The 21,989-nt window shown below is 35.7% G+C and carries 20 protein-coding genes and 1 pseudogene; 3 read left to right on the forward strand and 18 right to left on the reverse strand.

Annotated features, from left to right (window positions below; genetic code table 11):
• Positions 1–109 precede the first annotated feature (109 nt).
• From ACN6MX_RS13880 to ACN6MX_RS13895, 4 genes are all read right to left on the reverse strand, one after another.
• Positions 110–1,114, reverse strand: coding sequence for an LLM class flavin-dependent oxidoreductase (locus tag ACN6MX_RS13880; RefSeq protein WP_419959459.1), 1,005 nt, complete (start codon positions 1,112–1,114; stop codon positions 110–112).
• A 16-nt stretch (positions 1,115–1,130) separates the two neighbouring features.
• Positions 1,131–1,415, reverse strand: a complete 285-nt coding sequence (locus ACN6MX_RS13885; RefSeq protein WP_419962630.1) for a DUF3219 family protein — start codon at positions 1,413–1,415, stop codon at positions 1,131–1,133.
• 618 nt (positions 1,416–2,033) lie between these two features.
• Positions 2,034–2,366: a hypothetical protein gene (locus ACN6MX_RS13890; protein WP_419959460.1), complete on the reverse strand. Its 333-nt coding sequence runs from the start codon at positions 2,364–2,366 to the stop codon at positions 2,034–2,036.
• A complete protein-coding gene (locus ACN6MX_RS13895) occupies positions 2,359–2,607 on the reverse strand; it encodes a DUF6429 family protein (RefSeq protein ID WP_419959461.1) in 249 nt (82 codons plus the stop codon). The genes ACN6MX_RS13890 and ACN6MX_RS13895 overlap by 8 nt, the downstream gene beginning before the upstream one ends.
• Positions 2,608–2,959: 352 nt before the next feature.
• Between ACN6MX_RS13895 and ACN6MX_RS13900 the strand changes: the two genes are divergently transcribed.
• Positions 2,960–3,601 carry a 2OG-Fe(II) oxygenase gene (locus tag ACN6MX_RS13900; RefSeq protein ID WP_419959462.1) on the forward strand — a complete coding sequence of 214 codons (642 nt, stop codon included), beginning with the start codon at positions 2,960–2,962 and terminating at the stop codon, positions 3,599–3,601.
• 386 nt (positions 3,602–3,987) lie between these two features.
• Here the strand turns inward: ACN6MX_RS13900 and ACN6MX_RS13905 are convergent, their stop codons facing one another.
• Positions 3,988–6,084 (reverse strand): HelD family protein, encoded by a 2,097-nt coding sequence (locus ACN6MX_RS13905; protein ID WP_419959463.1) that lies wholly within the window; start codon positions 6,082–6,084, stop codon positions 3,988–3,990.
• A 139-nt stretch (positions 6,085–6,223) separates the two neighbouring features.
• On the opposite strand from ACN6MX_RS13905, the pseudogene ACN6MX_RS13910 reads away from it, so the two are divergent.
• Positions 6,224–6,753 (forward strand): annotated as a pseudogene (locus ACN6MX_RS13910) (2OG-Fe(II) oxygenase); the annotation flags it as partial.
• A gap of 547 nt (positions 6,754–7,300) precedes the next feature.
• Here ACN6MX_RS13910 and ACN6MX_RS13915 read toward each other — a convergent pair.
• The 11 genes from ACN6MX_RS13915 to ACN6MX_RS13965 form a co-directional block, all read right to left on the reverse strand.
• The gene (locus ACN6MX_RS13915) at positions 7,301–7,615 is read right to left on the reverse strand and encodes a hypothetical protein (protein WP_419959464.1); all 315 of its coding nucleotides are present in this window, start codon (positions 7,613–7,615) and stop codon (positions 7,301–7,303) included.
• 55 nt (positions 7,616–7,670) lie between these two features.
• A complete protein-coding gene (locus tag ACN6MX_RS13920; protein WP_419959465.1) occupies positions 7,671–8,894 on the reverse strand; it encodes a CaiB/BaiF CoA transferase family protein in 1,224 nt (407 codons plus the stop codon).
• A gap of 55 nt (positions 8,895–8,949) precedes the next feature.
• Positions 8,950–10,143: a thiolase family protein gene (locus tag ACN6MX_RS13925; RefSeq protein ID WP_419959466.1), complete on the reverse strand. Its 1,194-nt coding sequence runs from the start codon at positions 10,141–10,143 to the stop codon at positions 8,950–8,952.
• Between the two features lie 23 nt (positions 10,144–10,166).
• On the reverse strand, positions 10,167–11,012 hold the full coding sequence (locus ACN6MX_RS13930) for a helix-turn-helix domain-containing protein (protein ID WP_419959467.1): 846 nt from the start codon (positions 11,010–11,012) through the stop codon (positions 10,167–10,169).
• A gap of 78 nt (positions 11,013–11,090) precedes the next feature.
• Entirely contained in the window at positions 11,091–11,798 is a 708-nt protein-coding gene (locus tag ACN6MX_RS13935) for an ABC transporter ATP-binding protein (protein WP_419959468.1), read from the reverse strand.
• Positions 11,785–13,617 carry an ABC transporter permease subunit gene (locus ACN6MX_RS13940; RefSeq protein ID WP_419959469.1) on the reverse strand — a complete coding sequence of 611 codons (1,833 nt, stop codon included), beginning with the start codon at positions 13,615–13,617 and terminating at the stop codon, positions 11,785–11,787. The genes ACN6MX_RS13935 and ACN6MX_RS13940 overlap by 14 nt, the downstream gene beginning before the upstream one ends.
• The gene (locus tag ACN6MX_RS13945; protein ID WP_419959470.1) at positions 13,571–14,458 is read right to left on the reverse strand and encodes a branched-chain amino acid ABC transporter permease; all 888 of its coding nucleotides are present in this window, start codon (positions 14,456–14,458) and stop codon (positions 13,571–13,573) included. Before ACN6MX_RS13945 ends, ACN6MX_RS13940 begins: the two co-directional genes overlap by 47 nt.
• Positions 14,459–14,490: 32 nt before the next feature.
• On the reverse strand, positions 14,491–15,234 hold the full coding sequence (fabG, locus tag ACN6MX_RS13950) for a 3-oxoacyl-ACP reductase FabG (RefSeq protein ID WP_419959471.1): 744 nt from the start codon (positions 15,232–15,234) through the stop codon (positions 14,491–14,493).
• 173 nt (positions 15,235–15,407) lie between these two features.
• Complete coding sequence (locus tag ACN6MX_RS13955; RefSeq protein ID WP_419959472.1) at positions 15,408–16,601, reverse strand: ABC transporter substrate-binding protein; 1,194 nt, start codon at positions 16,599–16,601, stop codon at positions 15,408–15,410.
• Positions 16,602–17,297: 696 nt separating this feature from the next.
• On the reverse strand, positions 17,298–17,678 hold the full coding sequence (locus ACN6MX_RS13960; protein ID WP_419959473.1) for a hypothetical protein: 381 nt from the start codon (positions 17,676–17,678) through the stop codon (positions 17,298–17,300).
• Positions 17,665–17,865, reverse strand: a complete 201-nt coding sequence (locus tag ACN6MX_RS13965) for a CPBP family intramembrane glutamic endopeptidase (RefSeq protein WP_419959474.1) — start codon at positions 17,863–17,865, stop codon at positions 17,665–17,667. The genes ACN6MX_RS13960 and ACN6MX_RS13965 overlap by 14 nt, the downstream gene beginning before the upstream one ends.
• 27 nt (positions 17,866–17,892) lie before the next feature.
• Between ACN6MX_RS13965 and ACN6MX_RS13970 the strand changes: the two genes are divergently transcribed.
• Positions 17,893–18,078, forward strand: a complete 186-nt coding sequence (locus ACN6MX_RS13970) for a tyrosine-type recombinase/integrase (RefSeq protein WP_419962631.1) — start codon at positions 17,893–17,895, stop codon at positions 18,076–18,078.
• A gap of 605 nt (positions 18,079–18,683) precedes the next feature.
• Here the strand turns inward: ACN6MX_RS13970 and ACN6MX_RS13975 are convergent.
• Positions 18,684–20,252 (reverse strand): UvrD-helicase domain-containing protein, encoded by a 1,569-nt coding sequence (locus ACN6MX_RS13975; RefSeq protein WP_419959475.1) that lies wholly within the window; start codon positions 20,250–20,252, stop codon positions 18,684–18,686.
• Positions 20,216–21,946 (reverse strand): ATP-dependent nuclease, encoded by a 1,731-nt coding sequence (locus ACN6MX_RS13980; protein ID WP_419959476.1) that lies wholly within the window; start codon positions 21,944–21,946, stop codon positions 20,216–20,218. Before ACN6MX_RS13980 ends, ACN6MX_RS13975 begins: the two co-directional genes overlap by 37 nt.
• Positions 21,947–21,989 lie beyond the last annotated feature (43 nt).

The raw sequence follows: 21,989 nt of genomic DNA on the forward strand, positions 1-21,989 counted from the left end.
TCATCATTTGGTGCTTACATCTGTTTATCTTAAGATTATAAGGTGTTTCATTTAGTACATTAATAATCTTACTTAATGTTTTTAACGCAGGGTAGTTGCACCACTCTGATTAATCATTAGTAAGCAATTCATCTGCTATTAGTTTATATGAGTTTCTTCGATCTTCTGCAAAATAGGTAATTGTACTCAACATGATTTCATCTGCTTTATATGTAGCTTGCAACTCAGTTAATTTCTGTTTTACTTCTTGTGGATTACCGATAATGATACTTTTTTTCATATGATCTAATATATCTTTCTCTCGATCGTCCATTTTATATTGTTTCGCCTCTTGTATAGAAGGAACTCCCTGCTTACCTTCCCCTTTTGCTTTCTGCAATTCCCAGATGAGCGCAGTTAATGATAGTTCATTTGCTTTTTCAGTTGTTTCTGCACAAATGACTGAAACAGTTACCATGACTTGAGCTGTTTGTCCTTGTTTTCTAGGAGTGAAAGCATCTAGATATTCCTGAATAATGGATGGTCCATCATTGTCACTCATAAATTGACCAAATGTATAAGCAATTCCATTTTCCGCAGCAAGCAGAGCACTTTTTTTACTAGTTCCTAATAGCCAAGGTATCGGAGAAACATCTGGAATTGGAGACGCAGAAATTTTTGAGTATTCGTGTTCAGCAGGAAAATCATCGTCTAGAAAATGAAGTAAATTCTTCACTAAGCTTGGCATTTGATAAGCATTTTGCAAAAAATTATCCGACAAAGCATTTGTTACTTCAGCAGATCCTCCCGGTGCACGACCTAAACCAACATCAACACGACCAGGATATAAAGTAGCAAGTGTATTATACACTTCTGCTACTTTAAAAGGTTTATAGTGAGGCAGTAACACTGCTCCCGAGCCGATGCGAATAGTATTCGTATTTGCTCCAATATAACTTAAAATCACTTCAGGAACTGAACTTGCAAGTCCTGGTAAATCATGATGTTCCGTAACCCAATAGCGAGTATATCCTAACGCCTCTCCAGCTTGCGCTAACTTTAACGACTCATTTAAAGCCTCTTTAGCTGTGTGATTTGAAGAAATCGGTGATTGATCCAAAATACTTAACTTCATCTCGCAAGCCCCTTTCTTATATCTCCGTTTCCAGCAAAGTCAATTTATATTCTCCAACTTGCCCTTTTTCATATAAGTTGGTAATGGAAGTAGAGTATTTATTGATAGTCCCTCGGAAAAATAAAACGGCGTCTGGAACCGTAACTTCAAAAGTACCTTTATATAGTAAAGTCGCAATATCATGATATTCTTCACTTGTTACGTTAAAAACAATTGAAATTTGATGTAAACCATTTACTTTTTCATGTTCATAATGATTTAATTTAATTAATCTATTATCTAGTATAATTTCCTTCACCATGTTATCTTCAATGTTTTTGCCCATGCCAAGCACCTCCGGATTTAAGTATTGGATTTAGTGTATCATTTTCAAAGGTATTTATAATGATTAAAGAACTTCGGTTCAGGGAAGGGCGTTATTAGTTCAGAGGTTTATAGTTATTGCTCTAAACTTGAAAAAAGAATAATTTAAAAGTTTACTGAAAAAAAGATATGAGTACAATAAAAAAGAACGATTAATGTTAGTGCATCAATCGGGCATGTAAATAGTAGGTTCCCTCAAGGGGATTGGCTATTGAGGAGGTAATAACCCATCTGAACTGTCAACTCAAGGATGAGTTATTTTTTATGGTCAAATGAAAGAATTGATACAATCAATGCTGCGAATGTTACTGCGAACTTTAATGCTTATGTTTTCTAACTTAGGTTAGCTGTTTTTGCATTTACTGCAATAATCTTTATCTGATCGCCATACTCTTGGTGTACAAATTTCCTTGCCTGTATAGAAGTCCTTGTTGTAACCGGTACCGAGTGCAACTTCCCATTAATTTCAACCTGGACAATAAAGAATCTTGCTCCACACTTCATAAATTTCCCCTTCTTTGTTCAAAGCATTTGTAAATAAATTCTTTTAATAACTTCATTTTTTCTTTGTATCCACTACTTCTAGAGGTACAGCTACTTCATTATTTTTCAATTTAAATTTTCTGAGTTGCAATAATTCAAACCCTAGCTGCTCCTGAATTTGTAGTTGAAGCCGGCCGCCTAAATCCGTTTCTTTATCACCTGGCGCAACATGAAGAATCAAACATTGATAACTTTTACTTCCATTTAATGTAGCAAACTTAGGCTGAATACCGACAAACGAAAATGGTTTATATCCTATGATCAAATTCTTTCCAGCCAACGTGCATCTTACGTCAAAACTCATTAAATATAGATGTAATTCATTGAATGCTAGTAAGTTATTCATCTATCATATCTCCTACAAAATATTTTTCCATGAGCTGCTTTGCCTCATCAATTCCTCTCTCTGTTAAATAAACAGACTTTGCCTTTACACCACCCCGAATATAATCATCATCCTTTAAACGATTAAGCACATCAAATGAATAACCTTTCCAACTTCTACGCATCGTTTCTGGAATATCTTCTTCCTTCCATGAAGTTAAATAAAGCAAAAGTATTGTTAGCTCCTCAATTTCTTTTTTCATTGTGATCATCTTCCTTTTAATCTAAATGACTTTTATAATCTAGCTCAATAATTATTTTATATTAGATACATTATCATAAAATGTTTAGTTGTAACCAATGAATCGAAGTTATTTATCATTATTTTCTTCCTCAATTAGCTCCAATATTGGTAAAATATTTTTGTTTAAATACTCTCAAATTTGCGATATATAAAAATAGTATGATAAAATAAATTCAAATTAATTCCAAAATAATGTGTGTGTATTTACCTTTTAATTCAAGTATTTGAAGTAAAAGAAAAACTATTTATACATATAGTATTATGCGTAAATCTACTCGTTTTGAAAATTTAATAGCTAAAGAGGTGTTGTGATGAAGATAACGGAGAATAGAGAACAAACTATATTTGATCATATTGGAAGCAAAATAATTACAGATAGAGAGATTGACATAGTCGCTAGATTAGAGGAGCCATTGATAGTGGTTTTAGGAAATGTTCTAAGTAACGAAGAGTGTGATGAACTAATCAGATTATCTAAGGACAAAATGAAACGTTCAAAAATTGGAACAACACGCGAAGTAAATGAACTAAGAACTAGTAGTAGTATGTTTTTTGAGGAAAGTGAAAACGAAATAGTTGCTAGAGTAGAAAAAAGGGTCTCATCAATTATGAATATTCCTATTGAACACGGAGAAGGCCTTCAAATCCTTCAGTATACTCCTGGTCAAGAATATAGAGCTCATAATGACTTTTTTTCATCAACTAGCAAAGTAGCAAATAATAATAGAATTAGTACACTTGTTATGTACTTAAATGATGTAGAAGAAGGTGGAGAAACTTACTTCCCTAAACTGAATTTTTCGGTATCACCCAAAAAGGGTATGGCCGTCTATTTCGAGTACTTCTATAACGATCAAAACTTGAACGATTTAACTTTACATGGTGGAGCACCGGTTATAACTGGCGAAAAGTGGGTCGCAACGCAGTGGATGAGGAAGCAAAAAGTAAGGTGAAATGGTGCGTTAATCCCTACTATTTAATTGAATTAGTAGAAATTAAAGGAATATATTCTTGTTAAGTATTCCATTTACTTTTGTATTTCTGATTTTTATTCTAGACCTGATTGGTACAGGCTTTAATTGAAAAAACCTTCTAATTCATATCATTTGAACTAGAAGGTTTTTAAAATATTATTTTCCCCATTTGTGTTTCGTCCCTGTGATAGAAACAAACATAAAAATCACGACATTTACGTTGGATTGAATTAACATGATGAATATTTCTGACACAAGGACATAGTTTTAAAAAGTTACAGTTTCTTCAAGTAGACCAACTACTCTCGCTAAATTAACGCAAAAAAGAGGGCCCTTTAACATATCACTGAGTAATCCTCTTTCTATTATTTACTTTCATAAAATTCTTTTGGAATTCCTTGAATTAATGGTGATGCTTCACCAGAATAGAAAATACGTAAATCGTGGAGAGATCTCGTGCAGCCTACATATAATAATTTGGCATCATACTTTGAATCTTTATAGTGACTTGCATCCACATCGATAAGTAGCACTGCATCAAATTCCAACCCTTTAGCTAAATACACCGGTACCACTGAAATACCACCTGCGTATTTACTTTGATTTGCTTCAATGACGTTTGCATTAATCCCTGCAGTTAGTAACTTTTCATGTATCGAACGGCATTCAGCATCTGTTCTACCTATAATCGCAATCGTCTTGAGATTTCCTTTTCCTAAATCTTGTAATACCTTAACGATTTCGGTAATTTGATCATCCGTAGCAATCACTTTCACTTTTTCACCACTACGAAAAACTGGTGTTGCAAGACCTACTGGAACTTCAGCATGCTTAATGACCTCATTTGCAAATTCGATAATTTCCTTAGTAGAACGATAGCTTCTGGTCAGTTCATAATAACCCGTTTCTTGAAACAATTCTTTAAAGTCATTCCAGTCCTCAATACCTTGATAATTATAAATTGCCTGAGATAAATCGCCCAAAATGGTAAAAGAATTTCCCAGTGTAATCTCTTTTAAAACATAAATTTGAAATGGTGAAAAGTCTTGTGCTTCATCAATGACAACATGATGAAATTTTTGCTTACCTTCTATTCCTGTTAATTGATGATGAATAAATAGGAGTGGCGCTAAATCTTCTACATTTACTTCTTTCTTTTGGCAATTCTTTTCTGTTTCTCGTACAAGCGCTTCTGGCAATAGTTCTACTATTTCTTTTTGTTTCATCAAAGATTTATAGAATGATAAAGCGTTTATTTTGGGCCAAAACTTCATATATGCATTTAATCTTATATTAGCCTCTTTTTTCAATAGCTTTTTCTCATTGGTTCCTTCAAAATTTTTAAGTTCTATTTCTATCCAACGCTTGATTCGTGCAACTAATCGTTCCCTGCGCTTTGTTAATGGATAATGCTTATATTCAACCAATAACCACTTCTTAATTTCATCTACTGTTATCACAGCTTGATCCCATAGTTCCAAATTAGTTGTTGGTACTAGATTTTCTTCAAATTGAATGAGACTTCTTTCAATAAATGACTTAAACGGGATTGCCCCCTTCAATTTACCCTGCATAACTTTATTATTGTCACGATTAATTGAAAAAGCTTCTTTCAACTTTTCTTCTGGTAGTTTTAACTTCACCGCATTATCTAAGAGACGTAACGCCCACTCTGGAAAAATAGTTTGTTTAATATTACCTACTCCCAGTTCAGGAAGTACACCAGAAATATAGTCTAAAAACAAACTGTTTGGAGCGAAAATGATCATTCTATCTGCTTGTAGCTGTTCACGATATTCATATATTAAAAAAGCAAGGCGATGTAAGGCGACAGTTGTTTTCCCACTCCCTGCAACCCCTTGGATCAATAATGGCATATTTTTCACAGCTCGGATAATTTCATTTTGCTCAGATTGTATCGTTGAAACGATATCTTTTAATTTATTATCTTTATTTTCACCTAATCGGTATAAGAGAAATTCGTCTGTCAGGGATACATCTTCACTTCCTTTTACATACGTATCCACAACACGCTCTAGCTCTCTTTTACGAATGGCTATGTTTCTTTTTAAATAGACTTCCCCCTCTACCAATCCATCGGGTGATTGATAAAATGCCAGTTCTTCTCCACCATTGAAGGAATAAAACATACTTGCAACTGGTGCACGCCAATCGATAACTATTGGTTTCCTCGCTTCCTCATCAGAAACACCGACTTTCCCAATATATAATGGATTTGGCTCTAATTGACCATCCTCTCTAAAGTCTAACCGACCAAAGTATGGCTCTTGTACTCCAATTCGTAAGTTTTGCCGATTTAACTCCCTCATGCTTTCAAGAATTTGCTCGCTATAGTTATCTCCATGATAAACTGGAATACTCTCTAGCACGCGTATCCGCTCATCCATTGTAGATAAAACTTCTTGCAATCTCTTTAATTCCTCTTCATATATAGTGCTCATTATGATACTACCCCCTAACCTTTCTAAAATTTCAGTTGAGTTACAATTGTATAAAAAATGTATATACAAAGTCAATTGGTCTCTTGTTAGAAAAAAACGTGAAATCATAATATTTGCGGGGTTTGAATTAACTTGAACGATTCTGATACGGGAAGGTATTTTTAAAATAATTACAGTTAGAGAGATTGAAATATTCACTAGATTAGAGGAGCCACTACTAGTGATTTTAGGAAATGTTTTAAGTAACGGAGAGTGTGATGAACTAATCAGATTGTCTAAGGACAAAATGAAACGTTCAAAGATTGGAACGACATGCAAAGTAAATGAACTAAGAACAAGTAGTAGTATGTTTTTTGAAGAAAGTGAAAACGAAATTGTTGCTAGAGTCGAAAAAAGGGTTTCATCTATTATGAATATACCCATTGAACACGGAGAAGACCTTCAAATACTACAGTATACTCCTAGTCAAGAGTATAGAGCTCATCATGATTTCTTTTCATCAACTAGTAAAGTAGCAAACAATAATAGAATTAGTACTCTAGTAATGTACTTAAATGACGTAGAACAAGGTGGAGATTTTTTTTCCCTAACCTAATTTTTTCAGTATCGCCCAAAAAAGGAATGGCAGTTTATTTCGAGTATTTCTATAACGATCAAAACCTGAATGATTCGTTACCTTATTGCTTTGCACAATTGTTTACTCAGTTAACTATAACTGGGGAACACTCTTTAATCTTCATTAATGATACTCGAAAACACGGAATTCTCCTTTAGTAAGCGTCTAAATGAAGAAAATCCAAATTCGAAGGAAATAGCAGAGATCATGGGGAAGAGATTAAACAACGACATATAAAGTTCTTTTTATTCAATCGTTAGAAACTAGTAGATGAAGAGATTAAAAAAGATCACTCAATTCTCTGAGAAATAGAGGGTGAGTGATCTTTTTTGTATGAACATGGCGCGGGAGTCGCCCCCCTCCAAGAAGAGCCACAGTACCACCATTTATGTGTATATGTTTCTAATACCCATGAAAGTTGATTCCACTTTTCACGTATCACTCCTTTGAAGTGCCTTTCGGGAAATCCAACAACGAATCATAACCGATTTCGTGTTCCTGCAAAAAGGCTTGATTAGTAATTTCAGGTACCTGTGCACGACACTATTCCGTTAATCCACTACAATTACATATTTATAAGCCGTGGAATAGGTATTTACTTCAATATCTAACCTTCTTTGAATTTTTATACAACTGGGTGAATTGTTCGTTGTTGTTTGTTGCACAGGTACCGTCCACTTTGTCTCCATTCCGGTAAATCGCGTTGCTTGCGCGGATCAACGAACTCGTTACGGAAGGGTCCCAGTTCATCATATCCACCCACTCTCCAAAATCGTCCAGATCACAGAAGATGGAATCCATGAAACGATATCGGAAGAGACGAAGCATTACTCCATCATGAAACAGTTTTTTGACGACAGGGACCGTTTGTTGCATCATCTTTTTCGAGATGAATAGCGGGAATGGTAGCCTCATCCTGAAGACCCCTTCAAAGCCTTTTCGTGGCTCGAAGGGGTTTCTATTTAACAGATTAATTTCTATGCACCGCTAGTGTATCCTTTTCAACTCTGATAATTTTGTTTGTTTGGAAGTCCTCAATTTCTTGATCTGTAAAGCCCAACTCCATTAAAATCTCTGCTGAATGTTCTCCGAGACTTGGTGGAGGTGTGTATTCAGCTACAGGATTATCTTGAATTTTAATGGCAGCGCCAGGAACTGGAACCCCGCCTTTATCTCCCATTTTTAACGTTTGGATCATTTCTCTATGCTTAATTTGAGGATCGTTGATTACCTCATCTAACTTATTCACGGGGCTACTTGCAATTCCCCTTTGTTGTAAAAGTTGAAATGCTTCAAGTTTAGTTTGTTCACTCGTCCATTGAGAAATAGCTTCTTCTATTATTTCCCTTTTTTTAAATCTCCCCTCTTTCGTATATAAAGGAGATTCACTTTGGCCCCACTCATTTTTCCCTATTAGTTCAGTTAAATCTTTCCATTGTTTTTCAGACGCTAATAAATAGCTTGAGATGAATACATACCCATCTGTTGTAGGGAATGATTTCGAAAGTTCAAACCGATCTGTCTTTCCCCATCTTTGACTTGTAATACCGTGTAACTTGGCCTCAGCAACACTGAAGCCTAATAAGGATACTAGTCCGTCAAGCATGCTTATATCAACAAAGCGCCCGTGTCCTGTTCGTTCCCTATGAAATAGGGCAAACATGGTACCTAGAGCAGCTTGCATTCCAGCAATATGATCTGCTATGAAAAATCCGACATATGTCGGCGGACCATCTGGATGCCCTGTCAATTCTGCTAACCCACTCATTGACTGAATGACTCCATCATATGCTCCATAATTTTTATAAGGACCTGTTTGTCCGAATCCTGTAATATGAACCATGCTAATTCTAGGATTCACTGCTGAAATAGCGTCATAATCAAACCCCAATTTTTCAGGTACATTCGCTCCATAATTCGTTACTAACACATCAGCAGTTTTGACTAGACGAGTGAAAATCTCCTTGCCTTTTTCGCTTTTTAAATCAATTGCAATTCCTCTTTTATTACGATTTTCCGAGGCAAAGTACAAACTAATATCATCATCCATCGGGGCAGAAGTTCTTCCGACTTCCCCCTCTGGTCGCTCAATCTTAATAACGTCAGCTCCATGATCTGCAAGTATCTGGCTACAGAATGGTCCTGCAATATAATGTGATAAATCCAAAACTCTGATTCCAGATAAAATAGACACAAATCTCACCCTCAATCGAATTATTTGAAATATAGAGACATATTATGACTATGCTTTATGCTCTTTCTAAGATTAAAGAAAATCCTTGTCCTCCACCAACGCAAAAAGTAATTAGCCCTCTCGATAAATCTCTATTGTACATTTCTCTAGCTGTTCTTGCGACAAGAATGCCTCCGGAAGCGGCATTTGGATGTCCAATCGCGATAGCCCCTCCATTTGGATTCACTTTATCCATATCAATGCCTAACTCACGTATACACGCAAGTGATTGTGCGGCAAATGCTTCGTTGATTTCAATGATATCAAAGTCATCAATTGACAATCCTGTCTTCTTTAGTAATTTTCGTGTGGAGTAAACGGGTCCTATTCCCATGATTGAAGGGTCAACACCTGCAGATGCAGATGCTCCGATTTTCGCCAAAGGTTCTAATCCATATTCTTCCGCTTTCTCTCTACTCATAATAAGAACTGTCGAAGCACCGTCATTTAACGGCGAAGAGTTTCCTGCTGTCACTACTCCATCCTCACTCATAACTGGTTTTAGCTTTGATAGCACTTCAAGATTTGTTTCTGGCCGAATGCATTCATCTTTTTGGAAAACCTTTGTTTCTCCTTTTCTCTGTGGTATATGAATAGGAAATGTCTCAGCATCGTAAAATCCTCTCTGCCACGCAGCCTCCGCTTTCAAATGACTTGCAAGCGCAAATTCATCACATTCCTTTCTAGAAATGTTATACATCTCCGCGAGATTTTCTGCAGTGGCAATCATAGAAGGATTCCCATATTCTTCATTGGTTGTTTGACCTGATAGAAACTCAAGCTTATCCGGATACGCCTTCTCTGGACTTTTTACATAGAACGGCTTTTGGGAGTGACTCTCAACCCCGCCCGCCAATACAACTTCGCATTGACCAGAAGATACTAGCATTGCTGCCCATGCTACCGCATTAAGTGAACTCGCACATTGGCGATCAATTGTGATTGCGGGAACTTCGATAGGGAAACCTGCTTCAAGTGCTGCAACTCGCGCAAAGTTAAAAGAATGACTATCGAATAAATTCCCCATGATAATCTCATCAATATCCTGTGGATTCACCTTATGTTCTTCTACAACATTTTTCATTGCCATTGCTCCGAGCTCTACGGCTGAAAAGTTAGCGAGAGTACCGCGCATTTTCCCAACCGATGTTCTAGAAACTCCCACTATTACAGCGTCTTTCATACTTACTGAATTATCTACTCTATTCATTATTATTTATCCCCCCTTGGCATTTAAGGTAGTGGAATCGTTGCAATACAACTCACTTGAGAACTCGCAAGGGATAAACCGTAGAGTTCATTTTTCCGGAAGTTTCCGGGTGAGGTACCTACAATCTTCTTAAATGTCTTGATGAAATGGTAAACGTTGTTATATCCCACATTACTACTAATCTCCGATACATCTAAATTCGTATTGATCAGTAACTGAGCAGCTTGTTCGATTCGAACTTTATTTAAAAATAGGTTGATTGTCATACCTGTATTGCCCTTAAACGTTTTACAAATATAATTTTTGCTATGTCCAACATGTTGTGCAACTTTGTCTAAAGAAACTTCAATGTCATGATTTTCTCTTATATACTCTTTAATTTGATCCGAAACCATTAACTTTTGCTCATTCATTGTCACATGCATCTTTTGATATCGAATTATATAATAGAGGGCAGCTAGTAGTGTATGTGTGCCAATCTCTCGATACCAAGGAGACATTTCAAGTCCTTCATTAAAGACTAAATTCAACATGGCCATTATGTTATCGGAGCCCATACAGACATTTGGAACATGATGTAAACTTTCTTTTAACTCGTTATTAAAAACTGCATATTTTACTTCCAGCATGCTTAACGGTTTTCCATCTACGTCACGTGTGTCAGCAATGCCATGCCTATCATTAGGTCTAGTAAACAGGTACATACCCTGAGTCAACTTGACACGTTCCTCACCTGTTATAAAGTCCCCTTCTCCGCTAATTACATAATAAATTTGATAGTAATCATTATGTGAATGGGGTTCAAGAGAGCTTCCTGAAGGGTATTCACTTTTAGCAAGCCATAATATATTTATCATGTTAGTATCCATTTTTTATCACCTTAAGTAATTTCATTAGTTTCTTCTTGGTGCTTATAGTAAGTGAAGAAACAAATCAAATTAGTTTTTTTATACATTTCCAAGATACGCTTTTGCGACATCTGGATTCATACGAATCTCTTCTCCTGTACCTTCTAAAACTATACGTCCCGTCTCTATGACGTAGGCACGATCGGATATCTTCAATGCACTATTCGCCATCTGTTCGACCAAAAGCACGGTGACACCCGAGGCATTAATTTCCTTTAATAAATCAAAAACCTCATTTACAATGATAGGAGCAAGCCCTAGTGAGGGTTCATCAAGAATTAAAAAGCATGGTTCAGTCATAAGGGCTCTTGCAATGGCTAGCATTTGTTGCTCCCCCCCAGAAAGAGTCCCTCCCAATTGTTCTTTTCTTTCCTCAAGCCGTGGGAAACGTTCGAAAATCGATTCAATCATGATATTTGTTTTCTTGGAATCCTTTACAATATGTGCTCCTAATAGTATGTTTTCCATTACTGTATGTTGAGGAAATATTTGTCTACCCTCAGGTACGATGCGAATTCCTTTACGCACCAGTTGGTCAGGACGATCATTGGTAATATCTTTTCCTTGAAAGGAGATACTTCCACTTTTCGCCTTATGAAGAGCGACAACCGTATTGAGAATGGTGCTTTTACCAGCACCATTTGCTCCTAAAACTGTAACAATCTCACCTTGTTCTACGTGTAAAGAGATATTATGAACAACTTCAGTTTTTCCGTAACTTACAGTTAAATCCTTAACTTGTAACATAGATTTCCGCCCCTTCACCCAGATAAGCGTTTCTTACAACCGGATTGGAATTCACGCTTGCAGGATCACCCTCTGCAATTTTTTTGCCATAATCAAGTACGGTAATATAATCGGATATCTCCATGACTAAATCCATGTGATGTTCGATCATTAGAACGGTAACTCCGGCCTCTCGAACTTTGTTAAGCAACTTCGAGAATTCCATAGTCTCTGTATCTGATAGGCCAGCACATGGTTCATCTAGAACTAGAAGCTCTGGTTTCATGCTAAGAGCTCGCGCCAGTTCTAATAATTTCTGTTGACCTGCTGACAGGCTCTCCGGTTCATTGTTCGCTTGGTGGCCTAGGTCTATTAAATCAAGGTAATCCATTGCTTCATAAAATGATTTTCTTTCTTCATTCCTCATTTTCCGTGTACGGAACATTGTATCGGTAAGTGAATAGCTATAAAATAGCCGTCCCCCCATCGCAACATTTTCAACGACCGAGAGATTGTTAAAAAGTCTTACATGTTGGAATGTCCTCGAGACCCCCTGCCTTACCAGATCTACAATACTCTTACCCGTAATGTCCTTGTCTTTAAAAATAACCATGCCTGCTGATGGCTTATCAACACCAGTAATCATGTTTAATGTTGTAGTTTTGCCGGCACCATTCGGACCAATAAGTGAGTGAACAGTCCCTCTTTTAATAGTCATGCTTAGATTTTCTACTGCAGTATGTCCCCCGAACTTCTTCGTAAGTTCCTTAATAACTAAAATGTCATCACTATCGGAGTTAGTACCAACACTAATAGCATTCTGCTTTATTTCAAAAGCTTTTTTGTCCCTTTTTTCCATGATGTATTGATTGTCATCTATTTCTCTGAAATGCTTTTTAATCGTTCCTGCAATACCCGCCGGAAGTACTTGTGGGATGACGACAAGAAGGGCACCATATACAATCTGTTTCAGGTCAGGTGCTGCATTAAATAGTTCTGGTATTAACGTAGCAATGATAGCACCGATAATTGGACCGCTAAGTGTCCCTTGCCCACCCAAAACCACCATCAGAAGAATGAATACTGTAAATTGAAAACTGAAGGTATCAGGGCTTAGATAGCCACTATAACTAGCATAAACGCCTCCAGCTAATCCAGCGAGTAATGAACTGAAAAAGTAGCCTATGATTCTATATTTACTGAAGTTAATGCCAACCCCTGCTGCTGCAATCTCGTTGTCTGTCATTGCAATTAAATCTCTACCCCATCGACTTTTAACGATGTTCCTCTGTACGACAATACATATTACTACTAGTAGAAGTATGAAATAGTATTTTTGAAGGGTATCTAGGCTGAAACCGAAAATAGTCCAACTTGAGACGAACAGCCCCTGTGAACCACCCGTAAACCAGGTCCATTCATTAAACACTCGATGCGCCATTTCTAGTAAACCAATACTTATAAGAGCGAGGTAATGGTGTTTTACTTTAGATGCTGGAAGGGAAACTAGCAAACCGACAACAGCAGCCGCTATTGCCCCTAGTATAAGCCCCACGAAAAACGGCAAATTGTAGGCGGTAATGGCTACTGCTGACACATATGCCCCAACACCAAAATGTGCGGCAAATGCAAAAGAAGTTATACCACTAAAGCCCGCAGAAATGTTATAGCCAATTGCCAGGATAATATAGATGAAAATTAAACTTACTAATCGCAAGTAGTAACTACCTGCTACTAAGGGAATAGCTAAACTAATCAATAAAAGAGCAACCCAAAGGATAATAAAATAAACTTTATATTTTTTCTGCAGTGAAGCTGCCTTTATTGAAAATTTTGGCACCTAATATCCCTCCCGGTAAAACTATAATGACAACAATCATAATTAAAAAGATAACGGCATCTTTCATACCACCAGGGATCATCAGCCCAACAAATCCCTCTAACAAACCTAGAGAAATACCACCGATAAACGCTCCTTTGGTATTACCTAACCCTCCGATTAACGCTGCTGCGAAAGCTTTTATGCCAAGTGCATATGTCATTGTATAGCTAGCAAAAGTTAAGGGTGCAATCAGTGCACCCGCGATTGCCGCAACACCTCCTGATATGGCGAAACAGGTCAACACAACGACACTGCTTCGAATACCCATGATTCTTGCTGTATCCGGTTTATACGATACAGCCCTAACAGCTCTACCAAAACTAGTTTTTTGAATGACAAATTGATACGCGATACCAATCGATATTGCAATAACAATCATCATCATTTCGTGCAACATAATATTCGCACCGAACATACGAATATCTAGACCATTGAACAGGTATGGAAAAGCCTTTGGTTCCGTTCCGAATATCATTCGAGCAATATTGTCTATGATGATACTTGCACCGAATAGAGTGACAATCCAACTTGAATTTTTCGATAGATCTCCTAATCTCTCTACTGCTGTCTTATAGATCACCATACTTAGTAATATGTTAATCGATATTGCTAACAAAATAGCAAGTATATAATTCATATGAAAAACACTTATGAACCAGTAGCTTGTCATAGCACCTATCATAATAACGGAGCCATGTGCAAAATTAATGATACGAGTTGTAGAATAAATGATACCGATGGCAAGTGCCATTAAGGCATACATGCTCCCGTTAGCAAGAGCAAATATTAGTTCCTGCATATATACACCCCTCTCTTATCTTCCTAGTCGCCTCATGTTGTCGCAGCACCACTAACAGTTATGCACTGCCCTGATAAGAAGCTTGCATCATCACTAGAAAGGAAAGACACAACACTGGCAATTTCATGAGGTTTTCCAAGCCTTTTTAAAGGCGTATTCTTTATATGTTCTTCTATAATTTCCGTCGGGACAGTTTTATACATGTCTGTTTCAATATAACCAGGGGCAACACAGTTAACGTTAATATTCTTTGGTCCCCCCTCCTTCGCAAGCGTTTTGGAAAAACCAATTAATCCTGCTTTTGATGCTGCGTAATTAGCCTGACCTACATTACCAAATGCAGATATGGACGAGATGTTTACAATCTTTCCGAAGGCATTTTTCCTCATAATCGGTACTACATGTTTACAAAGGTAATAGGCACCTTTAAGATTTACATTTATAACAGCATCCCAAGCTTCATCCGTCATTTTGTGGAACATACTGTCTTGAGTAATCCCAGCATTGTTGACAAGGATGTCAACAGTACCGAAATGTTTCATCGCTTGAGAAACAGCTTTTTCTACTTGGTTGTCATTCGATACATCACATTGAATGGCCAGAACTTCAGCATCACTAGTATCGAGTCTTGAAATCATTTCTTTCGCCAAGTTCAGGTCATATTCAAGTACTGCAATTCCTGCAATACCATCCTCTAGAAAGCGTTTAACGATAGATTCACCTATTCCTTTCCCACCCCCGGTAATAATTGCGTACTTACCTTTTAATTTTCCCATACTAATACCTCCCAAATAGTTGTGGATTTTCTTTTTATTGATTTCCTAGTCATATGTAGGGTAAGTCTCCCACTAAGATAAAATATAAAATTACACAGCTAGAGTAGAGCTACATTATGTCGATTTCCCAATTTCCATTACAAATTTAGGAGATCGACAGTAACTACTTACAATTAATTTTTTATATACAGATCTCCATTAAACATTTCTGAGATCTTAACCATGATCAATTCTGATAAAGGGAACCCCTCGTGAGATTCCTCCGAAAAGGCATATTCATTTACAAAGACCGATTCGAATTCCGCCACATCATTTTCCAATACCTTTTTCACTTCATCAGTATCCGTCGTGCCTGCTTTTTCAATTGCCCACTTTAGTAAATAAACTGCCTCATAACCTGAAGTTACCGTAGTAGGGTTTGTATCACGTTTTCCGTATTCACCATATTCCTTCATAATCTTTTGATACATCGCCAAATATTTTGGCCCTAACTCTGTTTGATTTGGCTCCACTGCCCAGTTGTTCATAGAAACAACTGACACATTATTAGCTCCAGGGCCAGCTAGTTCCTTAAAGTTTGGCATCGCCAATCCTGTATAGCCTATAACTTGCAAGTTATCAATATAATCGATTCGTTCCAGGGACCTTACAATCTTCGCCCCATCAGCTCCTAAGGTCCAAAACAACGCTACATCTGCGTTAGCCTCTTTTATTTTTTGTGCGACCGGCGTCATGTCTGGATCATCCGACTTATAAGTAACTTTCACGGCAGGCTCAACGCCATATTCTTTTAGCGTCTCTTCCATAACCGCGATTCCATCCACACCAAGGGCAGAGGTATCAGCAACCAAAGCAATTTTCTGGTAATTTCCCTCAACTGCAATTTTGACAAGAGCTTTTGCCTGTATTTCATTTGACGGCATTATTCTAAAAGCATAAGGATTGTTTTTGCTGATAAGGTCTGTACCTGTCGCTACTGGTATCATAGAAATCACTTTATTCTCCTGGAGATATGCCATCGAAGCAGCTGCCGGAGTTGAATTTGTTGGCCCGATTACAAACCTTGCCTTTTCCTTGTCCACTATCTCCTCCATAAATGTTTTGGATTTTGTAGGGTCAGCCTCATCATCACGTGTGACGACTTTCACCTGAGCACCCAAAATACCTCCATTTGCATTAATCTCTTTCACCGCAATATCTATCCCTTGAGACTGCGCTTTTCCATTTACAGCACTAGTCCCACTCATCGCTCCGATATTTCCAATTATGATTTCCTCAGGTGAACTGCTACTTGCTTTGTCTTCACCGCAAGCGGCAAGAAGTAGTAAAACGCTTAAAAGCAATGAAATAACCAGATTTTTTCTCATCAAAATCCCCCTCAATTTTTGTGGTAACAAAGATAATAGGAACCAATTGGACGACAAACAATTTCACAAATCCCTCATTTTACAGCAACTTGTAAGCCCTTACATTATTCACCATCCCTTTGTATTTACCAATTAATATATGACAACTTAAATCAACAAATTCAACTATATTAATTAGTGAATATTTAAAAAACTTTAATATTAACCCAATTTAGCATACAAAATAGAGCTAGTCAATACAATATATGGCAATCTCCGGTTTTTTATGAGAATTCACTATTTTTAATTGTCATAAATTATCTTGCTAACTCGATGTATAATACGTCAACTATCTAGTTGTTTTTGCCGAAATCAAATTGATTTAAAACGAAAATGGCTTCATACAAAAGAAGTAGCAGAACTTAGAGGTTTTGCACCCCCGTATTTCAGATATTGAAAGTGGCAAGAGCAATTCTATATCGGAGCCGCTTTAGAAAATTAAAAAGAAAAAGAGCCAGAAGCATTATGCCTCCGACCCCAAATGATTCACTCCATATCCTCAAATGCTTCTGGATAATTAACCGTCCCAATAACTTCCCCAGTACTTGGATTCACCGTATCGATTGTCACATTCAACTTCTCTTTATCCGCAAAACCATCGAAGCTGTTCTCGAATACTTCCTGGTTAGCTTCTACTGTGAAAATAATATCATTACTTCATCTCCCGCTTCTGTCTCCTTTATCTGCCTTCGCAGGCCAAGTGAACAGGTAAACCGCCACTTGCAGCAAAACGATTAGAACCGTGACGAGTACTAATAATTGAACGGATGATAGCGGCTTGAAATAGCCTTCCCACACTTCAATTTTATTCACACGCAGTACCCAACTATAAGAACTTAGAAAAGATAGGATATTTGCTATTAGAAGGAAAATGAAAGACGATTTTCTTTTTGCTAAAAACGCTAAATACAATATGAAGATAATCATTAGTCCGTAAACAATCATTGAGTAGTTTTTATAGTCATCGTACATGGATAGAAAAACGAAAGGTATACAATAAACCGCCAATAGGAGTATCGTGTATTTATTTAGTTTCATAGCTGACTCCCTCCCTTATCGTTGGTAGACTCCGTGAACTATCATTCCCGGAATAACGGAACGTCTTTTCATATACCCAAGCGAACACAACACCATTAATGAAATTTACTAGCATTGCATTTAAAGTCGGGAAATGTGCTATCGTAAATATTAGCGAACTGATGAGACCCGTAAGTGGATTTTGCATGTACAGGATAAATACTAGCTAGGTACTATTACAACACATGGTTTTCGTCATACACATTATTTCCTTTTATTTGATGCTGGAGCAACCATAAAAGAAGTACAAGTGCGTTTAGGTCATACAGATGTAAAATCAACTTTAGATGTATATACTCACGTCACTAAAAAAGCAAAAGCTGAAACGATTGATAAGTTCGAAAAATATCTATCAAAATGATTGTTTTCTTGAAAAGATTTTTTGACGTGGAATTGACGAGGTTTTTTTGAGATTCAGTGAAACGCATTGAAATAGAAAAAACGCCAAAACCCTTATATTTCAAGGGTTTTGATATTCATTGAAATCTTATGATTTCTTTTAATGGAGACGGCGGGAGTCGAACCAACTTCTCCAAAGTTTGCAGTTATAGCAGTATTTATAAGGGTTTTTTACTACTTTTGAAATTACTTGACTACGTTTTTGACTACGTTTAATAAAAAATGAGTTGCGGGGGCAATATTTATTTTAAAATGTGCTTGCGATGTTACTATGAAGATTTTGAACTTTGATTAAATATTACGTCAAATATCTTATAACTTTCACTTGTAACTTCATCTAAATTACTGAATTTCCAGTTTCCATTTTATAACAATACGAATTTGATATTTTCTATACTGTTTATGCTAGTACTACAGCGTATACATTAATTATTTATAGATATCAGAATAAAAGCACCTCTTGAGATATGCTAAAAAATTTTCATCTGAATACTTCTTTGAATGGTCACTTTCAGATTTATTTTCTTGACCTTTTTGCACAGACACCTGTTTAACATCTTATAAATACTAAGCATCAATAAATTTAATTACCTTTTCTATCTCAATTTCAATCCCTATATTTTGTGTTTTTAAAATAACATTGTCGATGTAACCTTTATATCTGTTCATAGAACCATTTTTGGCAATAATCAACAATCTTTCTTCTGGTCTTGAAATTGCAACATAATGCAAGAAGCTTGTTCCATCCCTTGCCATGTCATAATCTTGAGCATTTATTATTACTTGTTCAAATTCAAGTCCTTTAGAAGAGTGGATTGTGCCCGACGTTAATTTATAACTGTCTTGATTATAAGTAGGTATATATTTCTCATCATTAATTACTTCATATAAGCTAGTTACTTCCTTCTTGATTTTATCCGAGTTATCACTATAGCCCAGGTATTCGTATAGTTTAATACAGTTCTCTTCATACAAATTATATTCATGCTTCGATTCCTTAATTTCTTTTAATATCTTTTTAATGTCAGTGATTCTATAAGCTTCAGGCATTGGTATTTCATCCCTAAAGTCAAACTCATTGTATCTATGCTGTATGGAATAATGAGCTAAAGCTCTTGCAACCCAAATATGCTCACTTTCAAGGTTTGTGTTATCTAAAGGTGAAGTCGGTAGAAAGACAAATGGCAGGTCAACGTCTTTTAATCTTTCACTCCAATTTTTTGCATTCGAATTACTAAAGTTCAAAAAAGCACACTTCTTGTCGACATTAATCCATTTATTAATATAGTCAATAGCTTCTCTATCACTACTGTACTTAAAAGCTATTACTTCATCATTAAATTCAGTCTGTTGGTAATGTCTTCTTACACTATTCATGAATATATTTGAGTAATTTTGTATAACTTTATTCGATCTAAAGTTATGCCATATTTCAAATGATTTGAAGGTTGGCTTGCTAAATAATTCTTTAAACCCATCACTATACGCTCCACGCCAACTATATATAGACTGTTTAGCATCGCCCACTATAAACAGTGGAATTTTAAGCTCATCACATAAATAAATAAAGAGATTATGCATATCAACATCACTATCTTGATACTCATCAATATAAATTCTAAAATATTTTGATTTTATATACCTTCTAGCTGAATAAGAATTCTTTAAAATTTCGAGTGCCAACTGGAATGAAAAATTCTTCTTTACGTTATCATACTTACACATCAATTGCGTCTTTCTTATTTTTTCTATTCCCTCATCAAAAGTTCCTATCTGGTTTTCATCACTAAAGTCTGGCTTAATTTCTTTTCTGAAATCCAATCCATAGACATCATACATAAATGGTTGAATAATCTCTAACCAAATGAAATTATCATTAGTCCCGACAAAACCTTCTCCTTTATTCGAACCTAGTCGATTGATAATTTCCTTTGCTGCTTTTCGTGTAAAAGTTATAGCTGCAAATGTTTGATAGTTAGTGAATTCCTCTGTATCTTTAATAATTCTTTGTATAGTAGTGTATGTTTTTCCAGTCCCAGCACTAGCACCAATTGCAATATTACCTTCAGAAGTAAGAATCTCATCTCTAATATCTTTATCTAACGGTGACATAAATCCACCAACACTTTCAAACATTCGAATCTCTCATGTTTATATATCTTATTTATTGTCTGTTGACTAAAACCAGTACTTAATTCAATCATGTTAATTAGTTTTGCACTTTGCAAATAATCAACACCATTCTTCTTACTATTCTTTTTCTTTGCTAAGTCATCCATAATCTTTGGGATAACTTCATATAAATCATTTTCTAAATCTACCCTCGACAAAAAAATATTATTTCCTCTTTGTCTCTTTAGTGTTTTGCGTATTTTACTAAAGACATAATTCTTTCTTTCAACTATATAACTCAAATCTTTTTCATATTTTATAGGATCAATACCTTTTAAATTTGGTAATTCAATTACTCCAATAAGTCTTTGACACCTATTAATCCCTAATAGGTTACATTCATTTTTTCCTTTTACTTTTTTTAGATCATTATCAGTTTTAACTATTACTTTAATACCAAGTGCAATTAATACTGTGTAATATTCCTTAAAGTTAATACCGTCTACTTCAAGTATATAACCTCCAAGACTTTCATAACGTTCACACTTTTCTTTCATAATTCGTTCAAACAGTATCTTCTCTGATGGGCCCTCAACGAGTAAAACTACATCGGCATAAATTGCTTCCGCTAAATTTTGATTTAGTTTTTGTTTTAAAGTTTTATATTCATGAGGTACTTTATAAACGTATGATTTTCCTACCACCTTATTTTCTTTGAATAGTTTAATAAGATTAACATCATCCATTTGACTTACAATTAATGCAGAATGAGTTGTCATAAATAAGTACTTAAATATTTCATCAGAAAAAATCTGATATGACAATGCAATCTGCATTGATCTATGTAAATGGTTTTCTAGTTCTTCAATTAGAAATATATTAATTTTTCTTTCTTCTAACCTTCGATTTTCAAGTGTCAGAAGAGTATAGGCAAGTATTTTCTTTCTGCCATCACCAGAAGTTGGATAATTTTCAAGGTTTTCATCAAGTATATAAGGTGTGAGTTTATTATGTATGTTACTTAGTTCAATTTCGGATTGAATAGACACCTTAAAGTTTTTGTCATCTTTAAATTTTTTATACTCATCTATCAGTTCCTTTTCAAAGTCCTTAATCGTATTCAACTTTCCTACACTCTTATTAAGATTTTCAATATGTGTTTTAAGCGTTTTTCTTTCTTCTTTACTTATACTTGACTCGCCCTTTAAAATTTCCCTTGAATATCTTTTGAATGTATCCTCTAATTGGACTGATGAGTCAATGTAAATTACATTAAAATACTTATCTAATTCAAAAAATGACTGACTACTTGGAACTTCCTCTAAATCTTCTAAATCAACACCCCAAAATAGATTTGGTTGCCCCATGAGTGTTTCGCCATCATATATTGATCTAAGCTGAATATAGATTTCTTCAGCATCGGAAGAAATAGAACCACGCATCATCGTATAAATTTTTTTATTATCGTCGTTTTCTTCGTCATCAGCAATCTCAATATTAAGAGTGATTTCAATTTCTCTATTTGTGTCTTTATTGTAGAAATCTGAATCCATAAATCCATTTTTTCTATAATTTCTATCTAGTAAAAAACGTATAGCAGACAGGAAATTACTCTTTCCTATATCATTTAGACCAAATATTATATTACGATTAGTTAAATCTAACTCGACATTTTCGAAGTTCCTAAAGTTCTTTACAGTTAACTGTTTAAGAATCATAATATTGCCCCCATTTTAGTAAATTAATGAACTACAACCATAT

The sequence above is a fragment of the Psychrobacillus sp. BM2 genome (genome assembly GCF_048572895.1).
Lineage (GTDB): Bacteria > Bacillota > Bacilli > Bacillales_A > Planococcaceae > Psychrobacillus.

Coding starts and splice junctions, on each gene's coding strand:
- ACN6MX_RS13880 (WP_419959459.1), bottom strand. CDS start 1,114: ATGAAGTTAAGTATTTTGGATCAATCACCGATTTCTTCAAATCACACA.
- ACN6MX_RS13885 (WP_419962630.1), bottom strand. CDS start 1,415: ATGGTGAAGGAAATTATACTAGATAATAGATTAATTAAATTAAATCAT.
- ACN6MX_RS13890 (WP_419959460.1), bottom strand. CDS start 2,366: ATGAATAACTTACTAGCATTCAATGAATTACATCTATATTTAATGAGT.
- ACN6MX_RS13895 (WP_419959461.1), bottom strand. CDS start 2,607: ATGAAAAAAGAAATTGAGGAGCTAACAATACTTTTGCTTTATTTAACT.
- ACN6MX_RS13900 (WP_419959462.1), top strand. CDS start 2,960: ATGAAGATAACGGAGAATAGAGAACAAACTATATTTGATCATATTGGA.
- ACN6MX_RS13905 (WP_419959463.1), bottom strand. CDS start 6,084: ATGAGCACTATATATGAAGAGGAATTAAAGAGATTGCAAGAAGTTTTA.
- ACN6MX_RS13915 (WP_419959464.1), bottom strand. CDS start 7,615: ATGAGGCTACCATTCCCGCTATTCATCTCGAAAAAGATGATGCAACAA.
- ACN6MX_RS13925 (WP_419959466.1), bottom strand. CDS start 10,143: ATGAATAGAGTAGATAATTCAGTAAGTATGAAAGACGCTGTAATAGTG.
- ACN6MX_RS13930 (WP_419959467.1), bottom strand. CDS start 11,012: ATGGATACTAACATGATAAATATATTATGGCTTGCTAAAAGTGAATAC.
- ACN6MX_RS13935 (WP_419959468.1), bottom strand. CDS start 11,798: ATGTTACAAGTTAAGGATTTAACTGTAAGTTACGGAAAAACTGAAGTT.
- ACN6MX_RS13945 (WP_419959470.1), bottom strand. CDS start 14,458: ATGCAGGAACTAATATTTGCTCTTGCTAACGGGAGCATGTATGCCTTA.
- fabG (WP_419959471.1), bottom strand. CDS start 15,234: ATGGGAAAATTAAAAGGTAAGTACGCAATTATTACCGGGGGTGGGAAA.
- ACN6MX_RS13955 (WP_419959472.1), bottom strand. CDS start 16,601: ATGAGAAAAAATCTGGTTATTTCATTGCTTTTAAGCGTTTTACTACTT.
- ACN6MX_RS13960 (WP_419959473.1), bottom strand. CDS start 17,678: ATGAAACTAAATAAATACACGATACTCCTATTGGCGGTTTATTGTATA.
- ACN6MX_RS13965 (WP_419959474.1), bottom strand. CDS start 17,865: ATGCAAAATCCACTTACGGGTCTCATCAGTTCGCTAATATTTACGATA.
- ACN6MX_RS13975 (WP_419959475.1), bottom strand. CDS start 20,252: ATGTTTGAAAGTGTTGGTGGATTTATGTCACCGTTAGATAAAGATATT.
- ACN6MX_RS13980 (WP_419959476.1), bottom strand. CDS start 21,946: ATGATTCTTAAACAGTTAACTGTAAAGAACTTTAGGAACTTCGAAAAT.